Genomic DNA, 10059 nt, shown 5'->3' with positions numbered 1-10059 from the left:
GCCCCGCCCCGCCTGGCGAGCCGGATCCCCCGGCCGGCTCGGCCCCCGTGGCAGACGGGGCGGTGACGGCCGGGCCGCCCGCGCCCCCGCGCGCGGACGCGTTCTCCAGCAGCCGCGTCGCCAGCCGGTCGGCCTGCGCGGCGATGGTGAGCGAAGGGTTCGGGCCCACCGGCCCCGGCATCGCCGCCCCGTCGGCGATGTAGAGACCCGGGAACCCGAACACCTCGCCGAAGGCGTCGCAGACGCCCTCGCCTATGTGGGCGCCCATCGGGGCGCCGCCGAGCGGATGGACGGTGATGATGCGCTTGCGGAACCACATCGGGTTGTCGGCGTAGTCGGCGCCGAGCACGTCCGCGATGCCCCGCATCGTCTTGCGGACGCGGTTGAACAGCTCCTCGCTGGTCTCCGACGTCCAGTCCGCGGTGAGCCGGCCGTCCTTCAGCCGCAGCCGCCCGTCGGCGGTGTCGCGGCCCATGCCGAGCAGCGGCAGCGAGCTGACCGTGAGCGCGCCGTCGCCGATGAGGTCCGAGATCTCCTTGGACAGGTTGGTGTCGGGCGCCTCCCGGAACAGCGCGGTGAACCGGTCCCACAGGAACTTCACCGCGCGTTCGAGGTCGTTGCCGACGTCGAAGCCGTCGACGATCCAGTCCGCGAAGCCGGGGTAGCCCCCGTCCTGGATGTAGGCGCCGCGGCCCGCGCCGGGCACGCCGTCCAGCTCGTCCGGCAGCCGGATCGCGGTCGTGATGACCGGGCCGCGGCTGGCGTTCAGCGGCCGGACGCGGTTGCGGTCGGTGGCGCGCATCAGGAACGTCAGCAGGTCGCCGTTGCCGCTGAACCGGGTGCCGAGCGCGTCGCTCAGGCCCGGGAACGCCTCCCGCGACTTCAGCAGCAGGAACGTCGTGCCGTAGGTGCCCGCGCCGAGGACCAGCCGGTCGCAGGTGATCGTCCGGACGCGCGGGCGGCGCCGCTTCTTCAGCGACACCCCGGGCGGCGGCGGCTCGTGGTGGACGTAGTCGACCTCGTACCCGCCCTCCGGCCGCGGCCGCAGCGCCTTCACCTCGTGGGAGGTGCGGATGTCGGCGCCGTGGTGCGCCGCCGCCGACAGGTAGGTGTGGTCGAGGCTGTTCTTGGCGCCCTCGTTGCAGCCGATGTCGCACTCGCCGCACAGCCGGCACGTCCGCCGCGGGACGCCGTGGATGTTGCCGTAGCCGGCGGCGTCCACGATCGGCAGGCTCATCGCGGGCCTGCCGCCCGGGTGGGAGGCGAAGCTGACCGCGAGCGGCGGCAGCGTGCACTGCAGGCCGAGCTCCGCCGCCGCGTCCTGCATCGCGTGGGTCTTCGGGGTGTCGTCGAACGGCACCTGGTCGAGCGGGTAGGGCGTCGCGCCCATCATCGTCTCGACGTCGTCGTAGTGCGGGTCGAGGTCGGCGCGGGTGATCGGCCACGGCTCGTGCGACCCGCCGGGGCCGTCGTTGACGAACCAGTTCTCGTCCTTGCGCAGCAGCACGTTCGCGTAGATCAGCGAGCCGCCGCCGAGCCCCGCGGACACGACCGAGTCGCAGCCCTTGAAGCTCCACACGTCGAACATGCCGTGCAGCCCGGCGTCCGGGTCCCAGAACGCGCGGCCCATCTCGGCGGGCGAGCGGGGGAACGACCCCGGCGGGTACGGCTGCCCGCGCTCCATCAGGACGACCGACAGCCCGCCCTCCGCCATCCGGTACGCCGCGACCGACCCGCCGAACCCGGATCCGACCACGACCGCGTCCACGTGCTCCATGGCGTCGTGTTCCATGGCGTCAGCCCGCCTTCCGCTTCAAGAAGTCGAGAACCTGCGGGAACACCTCGGCGTCGGCGTTCGCCCCCATGAAGGCGTCCTGGTGGCCGTAGCCGGGCAGGATCGCCAGCTCGTGCAGGCCGGGCGTGGTCGATTCCAGCAGGCGGTGGCAGGCGATGTTGGAGTCGGTGAACACGTGGTTGCGGTCTCCGGTGAGGAACAGGATCGGTGTCGTGACGTCCGCGGCGTTCGCGAGGTAGTCGTCCGGCAGGTCGGCGTGCCGCGGGTCGCGCCGGTCGTACTTCACGGCGCGGCCGGCCCGGACCATCTTCAGGATGTGCCGGTAGTAGTTGACGTTGGCGGCGCCGAACAGGTCGGGCAGCCGGGCGTGGGTGACCGGCGACATCTTCTCGTGGGAGAAGATCGGCTTGCCGCCGCCCCACATGAAGCTGAGCATGTGGCAGGCGGGTTCATTGCACGAGTTGTGGAACGGCGCGACGGCCTTGGCGAGCAGCCAGCCGCGGGTCAGCGGCGGGGCGCTGCCGTAGCGCGGATCGAGCTGGCACGGCCCGACGAGGTACTCCATCAGCGCCGGCCCGCAGCTCAGCTTCACCTTCGACCAGAGCGGCGTCCGCGGCACCAGCGAGACGCTGTTGCACGTCAGGCTGGTGATGCCGGTGACCGTCCCGGCGAACAGGGCCATCGAGAACGACACCGCGCCCAGGCAGTGCGAGATCACGTGGACCCGCCGGTCGCCGATGTGCCGGCGCAGCTCGGCGAGCGCCGCCGGGTGGTCGTAGTGCGCGACGTCGTCGAGGGTGAACCGCTGGGTCTCGGAGTTGTAGGGGTAGCGGCCGCTGAGCCGGTAGTCGAGGGTCCACACGTCGCCGAAGCCGGAGTTGAGCAGCGCGCTCACCAGGTTGGTGTGCTCCGGCATGATGTACATGTCGCTGGACGTGGTCAGCCCGTGCACGAGCAGGACCACGTCGCGGCAGTCGCCGCGGCGGAACCGGGTCAGGGCGAGGCCCAGCCCGTCCTCGGTGGTGAAGGGATGCGCGGAGACCTCGGCGTCGGCGACGCCCGCGAGCGTGAAGCGCGCGATCCGCTGCTGGTCCATGGCCATCCCTCCGGCTTCTCTGACGCCCCAACCCTGCCAAGCGCGGGGGTTCGCGCGGCATCGTGGAGAACTCGTACTTATGTGAACCTCAGGGCCACGCGTTTGTGCGGGACCTACCTGAAGTGAGAGTCGGAATCAGCCCGGGTGGTTCATGATGTCCGTTTATTCGGCTCGTTCGGCGCGGTTCATCGCCGTCGCGACCCCGACCCGGGAGGTGACGTCGATCTTGGCGAAGACCCGCGACAGGTGCGTCTCGACGGTCCGGACGCTGAGGAACAGCCGCTCGGCGATCTGCTGGTTGCTGCATTCCTCGGCGACCAGCAGCGCGATCTCGTGCTCGCGCGGGGACAGCCCGAACGGCAGGTCCTTGCGCGGGCGCTTGGCCGGTGCGGAGCCCGCGGACGGCACCCGCACCCCGAGCCTCCGCTGCTCCCGGACGGCCTGGGCGTGCAGCCCGCGCATCCCGCACGCCTCGAAGATGTCGGCCGCCGCGCGGATCCGCTCGCGGGCGGCGGCGCGGTCGCCTGCGGCGGCGTGCGCGAGCCCGGCGGCCAGCTCGGCGCGCCCGGCCTCGGGCCGGCGGCCCGCCTTGGTGAGCAGCCCGGCGGCCTCGGCGGCCAGCGCGGCCGACGCGGCCGGGTCGCTCCCGCGCAGGGCGTGCGCGCGGGCGAGGCGGGCCAGGCCGACGTCGCCGGTCAGCGCGGGGTTGGCGATCCCGTCGGCGATGTCGGCCCAGTAGCCGGCGTCGCGGTCGTCCTTGCCCGGCGTGCCCTTCTTGCCCGGCGCGCCCTTCTTGCCTGGCGCGTCGTTCTTGCGGGGCTCGGTCCTGCCCGGCGCGGAGTCGCCCTGCCCGGCGCGGACGGACGCCAGCGTCTCCGCGCACATGACGAGCGTCCCGAAGTCGAGCCCGAGGGTGCCGTCCCCGCACGCCGCGATCAGCGCCTGCGCGCCCTCGTCCGGGCGGCCCGCGTTGATGATCGCGATGGCGCGGGCGACGTGGGCCATGTGCGTCCACCACTCGCCCGAGCCGGTGTCGTTGGCGACCGCCTCCTCGCCCGCGCGCAGCGCCCGCTCGTGGTCGCCCATCCAGCTGGCGGTCAGGCACTGCTGCGTCAGCCCGTAGGCCAGCACCTCCTGCGAGCGCAGCTCGCGGGCGACCGCGGTCGCCTCGTCGGCCAGCGCGGCGGCCTCGGCCATCCGGCCCTGCTGGGCCAGGATCCGGGACTGCCCGGCCAGGAAGTAGCCGAGGATGTAGGTCTGGCCCGTCGTCCGGGTGATCGACACCAGCCGCTCGACGTGCCGCAGCGCGCTGTCGTACATGCCGAGGAACGCCTCGGCGAAGATCAGCCAGGCGAAGCTGTCCAGGCAGTCGGTGAAGTCGGTGTCGGACGCCGCGGAGATCAGCCGATCGGCCTTCCCGGCGTAGGCGATCGCCTCGTCCACCTCGCCGCGCACGTAGGACACCATCGGCCGCATCGACACCACCGCCGCAGTCAGCCCCGGGCTCCAGCTGGGGGCGCTGTCGGGGATGGTGTCCAGCACGGCCTGGGAGCCGCGGGCGTCGCTGCGCTGGATCCGGTCGGCGACCAGCCGGATCCGCAGCAGCACCGCCTCGGGGGTCTGCCGGTCGCTGATGCGGCGCAGCTCGTCCAGGACCACCGCGCGGGCCTCGTGGATCCGGCCGAGCTGCCGTTCCATGATCGCGCAGAACAGCACGGCGCGGGCGCGGCGGACGGTGTCGTCCAGCGGCAGCAGCCCCAGCAGCGTGCGGGCGGTCTCGCGGCCCGCCTCCGCGTGCCCGCTGACCGCCTGCACCTCGGCCAGCTCCAGCAGCAGCTCGACCCGGTCGGGATACCCGCCGTTCCCGGCCGCCGCGGCGGTCTCGGAGACGTCCGGCATCAGGTCGAGCGCGGCCTCCAGCCAGTACGCGGCGGTGCCGGGCGCCTGGTAGGCGATGCCCCGGGCGGCCTCCACCAGCGTGCGGATCGCCTCGGCGTCGCCGAAGCGCGCGGAGCGCACCACGTGGTGGGCGCGGACGGCCGCAGGCGCGCCGAGCTCGGCCAGCCGCGACGACACCCGCGAGTGCGCGGCGATCCGCCAGCCCGCGGCCGTCGAGGCGTAGGCGACGTGCCGCACCAGCGGATGCCGGAACCTGAACCGCCCGCCCGGCGCGGCGCGCACCACGTCGTGGCCGGTCAGCACGTCCAGCGCGGTGAGCGCGGCGCTCTGCTCCATCTCGGCGGCGACGGCGGCGAGCGCCGGCTCGAACACGTCGGCGGCGACGGCGGCGCCGCGCGCCATCCGCAGCGCCTCCGGCGGCAGCGCGCTCAGCTCCACCTGCAGCGCGGCCCGCACCGCCGGGGGCACCTCGGTCAGGTTCGCCACGCCCCGGCTCCAGTCCTTGCGGTCGGCGCCGCCGACGGGCGCGGCCCCGGCGCCCATCTTGGACAGGGCCTCCAGGTAGAACGGGTTGCCGCCGCTGGCCTTGAACAGCGCCTTGCACCGGGCGCGGCTCACCTCGGGACCGAGGAACTCCGCGACCTCGCGCTCGGTGAGCGGGCCGACCGTGACGCGCACGCCCTGCGGGCCGGCGGCGTCCACGAGCGCCGCGAGCCGCGGCGAGGTCTGCGCGGGCCGGTAGGCGACCGCCACCAGCACCCGGGCGCGCGGCGGGTGCCGGACGAGATGGTCCAGCAGCTCGATGGTCGCGTCGTCGGCCCAGTGCAGGTCGTCGAGGATCAGGACGAGCCCGTCCGGGCCGGCGAGCGCGTCCAGCAGGTGCCGGACGGTGCGGTGCAGCTGGTACCGCGCGACCTGCGAGTCGGGGGAGGCGGCCGGCGGGTCGTCGGTGATGTCGGCGAGCGCGGGGAACACCGTGCCGAGCAGGCGCACCGCCGCCGGGGGCATGTCCGGGCGGTGCTCTTCGAGGTGGTCGTCGAGGGCGTCGACGACGGCGCCGAACGGCATCTCCTGCTCGAACTCGGCGGCGCGGCCGGCCAGCGGGCGGAGCTTGCGGGACTCGGCGGCGACCCACAGCTCGTTGAGCAGGCGGGTCTTGCCGGCGCCCGGCTCGCCGGTCAGCGCCAGGTAGCGGAACGCGTCGGTCGCGGTGGCGTCCAGGGCCTCGTCGAACGCGCGGAGGACGTCGTGCCGCCCGACGAGCGGGACGCCGTCCGGCGGGGCCGCGCCGCCGTGGGACACCGCATTGCCGTGGGACACCGCGTCGCCGCGGCCGGTACGACCCTCCATGTCCACACCCCAACAGTGACAGGCGGTCGATTCGCCGTGATCGTGCTTCTCGTTGTGGTTACTGAGAATTGGCGGGATTCACCCTATAGGCTCGAACGTCAATAAGCAGGGGCAACACGCACCCGCCCAATGCGGCACCCCGCGGACGGCGCTCCTTCGTCACCCTGACGTTCCACCCTGTTCTTCAGCGTGTCGTCTCCTAGCTATCAACAGTCCTGACGGGCGCCCTGTCAACCTCGGATGTGTAAATCGTTCCGCCGTCGTGACTTCCGCCCCTGATCTGCGGGCGAACGCCGGGCGGGGCCACAGGTGGACACCGCCTCACTCGACGACGAGCACCTCGAGCGTCCGCGGGCCGTGTACGCCCTCCACGCGGGACAGTTCGATGTCGCTCGTCGCGGACGGCCCGGACACGAACGTCAGCGGCCGGTGCGGGTCGAGCCGCTCCAGCGCCTCGGGCACGTCCGCGGCGACCTGCGCGGCGCGTACCACGATCAGGTGGAAGTCGGGGACGAGCGACAGCGCGCGGCGCCCCTGCCCGGCGCCGTGGTCGAGGACGATCGTGCCGGTCTCGGCGATCGCGGCGGCGCAGCCGGTGACCGCGCCCGCGAGCCCGTCGAGCGCGCCGGTGGACGGGTCGCGGACGAACGCGGCGTCCGACGCGGAGAGCCATTCCGGCGGAAGGTCGCCGGGGACGCCGTAGGTTCCGGGCCGGGCCGCGAGCCGTTCCGCGACCGTCCCCGGCACGCCGGACTCCGGCACGCGCAGGACCGTCGCGCGGTAGTCGGCGACCCGCCCGGCGAACAGGTCCAGGACGCCGGTGCCGTGATGGCGGCGCAGGTAGCGGCGGTCGATCCGGTCGTAGGCGGCGGCGACCTCGGCGGCCGGGCGGGCCGGCATCACCCGGTCGGCGCGGCGGAGGATCTCGTCCCGGGCGCTCATCCGCCGCCCTCCTCGCGGCCGCCGCCCGTGTCGCGGCCGCCGTCCGTGCGGGACCACCAGGCGCGGAACGACTCCGGCGGCGGCGCGGGCGCGTCGCGCGTCTCCGTCCAGGCGCCGAGCGGGCCGGGGAGCCGCCGGATCCGGCCGCGGCGCGCCACGGCGCGGCGGGACGCGGACGCGGCGCGCTGCGCGAGCGCGAGCCGGGTGGGGGAGCGCAGCGTCCATCCGGCGGCGGCCATCGCGACCCGTTCGAGGGGGTGCCGCGGCCCCTCCTCCACCGCGCGGGCGCGCAGGTGGACGAGCACCTCCGGGATGTCGATCGCGACCGGGCACGCCTCGAAGCACGCCCCGCACAGCGTCGACGCGTACGGCAGCGACGCGTCCACGTCCGACCCGATGCCCCTGATCTGCGGCGACAGGATCGCGCCGATCGGCCCCGGGTACGGCGACCCGTAGGCGTGGCCGCCGGCGCGCTGGTAGACCGGGCACACGTTCAGGCACGCGGAGCAGCGGATGCAGCGCAGCGCCTGCCGCCCCACCGCGTCGGCCAGGGTGGCGGTGCGTCCGTTGTCGAGCAGGACGAGATGGACGTCGCGCGGCCCGTCGCCCGGGTGCACGCCCGTCCAGGCGGAGGTGTAGGGGTTCATCCGCTCCGCCGTGGACGAGCGCGGCAGCAGCTGCAGGAACACCTCCAGGTCCCGCCAGGACGGCACGATCTTCTCCACGCCCATCACCGAGATCAGCGTCTCGGGGAGCGTCAGGCACATCCGGCCGTTGCCCTCCGACTCCAGGACGACGAGCGTGCCGGTGTCGGCGACGGCGAAGTTCACCCCCGACACCCCGACCTTCGCCGACAGGAACTTGGCGCGCAGATGCCGCCGCGCCGCCTCCGCCAGCTCGGCGGGGGAGTCCGACAGACCCTCCGGGGCGTCGTCCATCGCCCGCAGGAAGATGTCGCGGATGTCGGACCGGTTGCGGTGGATGGCGGGCACGAGGATGTGCGACGGGCGGTCGTCGCCCAGCTGGACGATCAGTTCCGCGAGGTCGGTCTCGTAGGCGGTGATCCCCTCCGCGGCGAGGAACTCGTTGAGCCCGATCTCCTGCGTCGCCATCGACTTGACCTTGACGACCTCGGTCTCGCCGGTCGCCTTCACCAGGTCCGCGACGATCCGGTTCGCCTCGGCGGCGTCCCGCGCCCAGTGCACGGTCCCGCCGGCCCCGGTGACCTTCTCCTCCAGCAGCCGCAGGTAGTGGCCGAGGTTCTCCAGGACGTGGTCCTTGATCTGCTTGCCCGCCTCGCGCAGCGCCGCCCAGTCGTCCAGCTCCGCGACGGCCGCCGCGCGCCGGGCCCGGATCGTGGAGGTGGCGTGCGCGAGGTTGCCGCGCAGCCGCGCGTCGGACACCGCGCGGCGCGCCGCGTCCGGAAACGACGGCATCCCGACGTACGTCGGCATACTCATGCGGGGTCCTCCTCGGTGGAGGCGAGGATCTCGGCGAGGTGGACGGTCCGCACCCCGGCGCGCGTGCGGGTGAGCGCGCCGCCGATGTGCATCAGGCAGGAGTTGTCGGCCGCGCACAGCGCCTCCGCCCCCGTCGCGCGGACGGCGGTGACCTTGTCCGCGCACATCGCGGCCGACACCTCGGGGTTCTTCAGCGCGAACGTCCCGCCGAACCCGCAGCACTCGGCGGCGTCCGGCAGCTCGGCCAGGTCGATGCCGCGGACCTCGCGCAGCAGCCGCAGCGGCCGGTCGCCGATGCGCAGCATCCGCAGGGAGTGGCACGTCGGGTGGTAGGTGACGCGGTGTGGGAAGTAGGCGCCCACGTCGGTGACGCCGAGCACGTCCACCAGGAACTCCGACAGCTCGTACACGCGGGACGCCACCCCGGCGGTCCGCGGCGCGAGCCGCGGGTGCCAGTCGCGGATCATCGCGCCGCACGACGCGGACGGCGTCACGATCGCGTCGTAGGGCTCGAACGTCTCCGCGAACCCCTTCACCAGGGGCAGCGCCTGCCGCCGGTACCCGGTGTTGAGGTGCATCTGCCCGCAGCAGGTCTGCCCGGCGGGGAACTCCACGTCGTGGCCGAGGCGCCGCAGCAGCCGCACCGCCGCCTTCCCCGTCCCCGGGAACATCGTGTCGTTCACGCAGGTCAGGAACAGTGCAACCCGCATCGGACACCTCCCCCCGACGGATTGTCGCACCCGCCGCCCGCCGCCGGGGTCAGCGACCCACCGAGCCGTCGATCCGCTCGCGGAGGATGTCGGCGTGCCCGGCGTGCCGCGCCGTCTCCTCGACCATGTGGACCAGCAGCCACCGCATCGACGGCGGCGGCGTCTCCCGCAGCGACCGGGCGCCCGGCCGGTCGAGGTCGGGGCACGCGGCCACGATCGCGTTGGTGCGTCCGGCCGCCCGCCGGTACGCGGCGACGAGGTCCTCGGCCGTCTCGTCGTCGCGGGGCGGCTCGTCGTCGTCCAGCCGGGGCTCGTCGGCGCCCTCGTAGGCCCACACGAACCAGTTCAGCTCGGTGCGCGTCAGGTGCTTGACCAGGCCGAGCAGGCTCGTCCCGGACGGGACGCCGGGCGCGCGGGCCGCCGCGTCCGGGACGCCGGACGCCTTGGCCACCACCGACTCGCGCAGGTAGTCGAGGAAGGTCAGCAGCGTGGTGCGCTCGTCGGCGTGCAGGTCCGGGGGGCGGACGTCTCCGCGCGGTTCGCTCATCGCCCCGTCGCTCATGACAGGTAGGATAGTTCGAGGTGGGCCGAGACGATCCAGTTGGGCACGTCGACGACCTCGGAGATCTTCAGGTCGGCGGCGATGCTGGCCAGGAGGTAGGCGTCCACGGGGGCCATGCCGGTGCGCGCGGCGACCTCGTCGATGAGGGCGCGGGTCGCGTCCTTCGCGGCCTGCATGAGGTCGGGGCCGACGCCGGTGGTGGCGAGGGCCGCGCCGGTCCGGTGGGTGCGGGGGTGGGTCTCGAC

Annotated in this window: 8 protein-coding genes; all 8 read right to left on the bottom strand. The window is 74.0% G+C overall.

The features are described from left to right. Window positions 1-1792, bottom strand: a 1792-nt coding sequence (locus E1264_RS34210; protein ID WP_243711337.1) for a GMC family oxidoreductase, incomplete at its 3' end; no start/stop codon positions are given. 4 nt (window positions 1793-1796) lie between these two features. Then, on the bottom strand, window positions 1797-2891 hold the full coding sequence (locus E1264_RS34205; RefSeq protein WP_132180246.1) for an alpha/beta hydrolase: 1095 nt from the start codon (window positions 2889-2891) through the stop codon (window positions 1797-1799). 162 nt (window positions 2892-3053) lie between these two features. Next, on the bottom strand, window positions 3054-6140 hold the full coding sequence (locus tag E1264_RS34200; protein WP_132180244.1) for a LuxR family transcriptional regulator: 3087 nt from the start codon (window positions 6138-6140) through the stop codon (window positions 3054-3056). Between the two features lie 321 nt (window positions 6141-6461). Further along, window positions 6462-7082, bottom strand: coding sequence for an LUD domain-containing protein (locus E1264_RS34195; RefSeq protein ID WP_132180242.1), 621 nt, complete (start codon window positions 7080-7082; stop codon window positions 6462-6464). Then, window positions 7079-8542, bottom strand: a complete 1464-nt coding sequence (locus E1264_RS34190; protein ID WP_132180240.1) for a LutB/LldF family L-lactate oxidation iron-sulfur protein — start codon at window positions 8540-8542, stop codon at window positions 7079-7081. Before E1264_RS34190 ends, E1264_RS34195 begins: the two co-directional genes overlap by 4 nt. Beyond that, entirely contained in the window at window positions 8539-9252 is a 714-nt protein-coding gene (locus E1264_RS34185) for a (Fe-S)-binding protein (RefSeq protein ID WP_132180238.1), read from the bottom strand. Before E1264_RS34185 ends, E1264_RS34190 begins: the two co-directional genes overlap by 4 nt. A gap of 49 nt (window positions 9253-9301) precedes the next feature. Next, window positions 9302-9814 carry a DinB family protein gene (locus E1264_RS34180; RefSeq protein ID WP_132180236.1) on the bottom strand — a complete coding sequence of 171 codons (513 nt, stop codon included), beginning with the start codon at window positions 9812-9814 and terminating at the stop codon, window positions 9302-9304. Beyond that, the coding region (locus tag E1264_RS34175; protein WP_207936587.1) for an acetamidase/formamidase family protein at window positions 9811-10059 on the bottom strand (249 nt) is incomplete at its 5' end. The genes E1264_RS34180 and E1264_RS34175, both read right to left, overlap by 4 nt.

This window comes from Actinomadura sp. KC216, from assembly GCF_004348535.1.
In the GTDB taxonomy this organism is placed as follows: Bacteria; Actinomycetota; Actinomycetes; order Streptosporangiales; family Streptosporangiaceae; genus Spirillospora.
The sequence above is the reverse complement of the archived record's forward strand: the minus strand, read 5'-3'. Positions and strand labels throughout refer to the sequence as shown.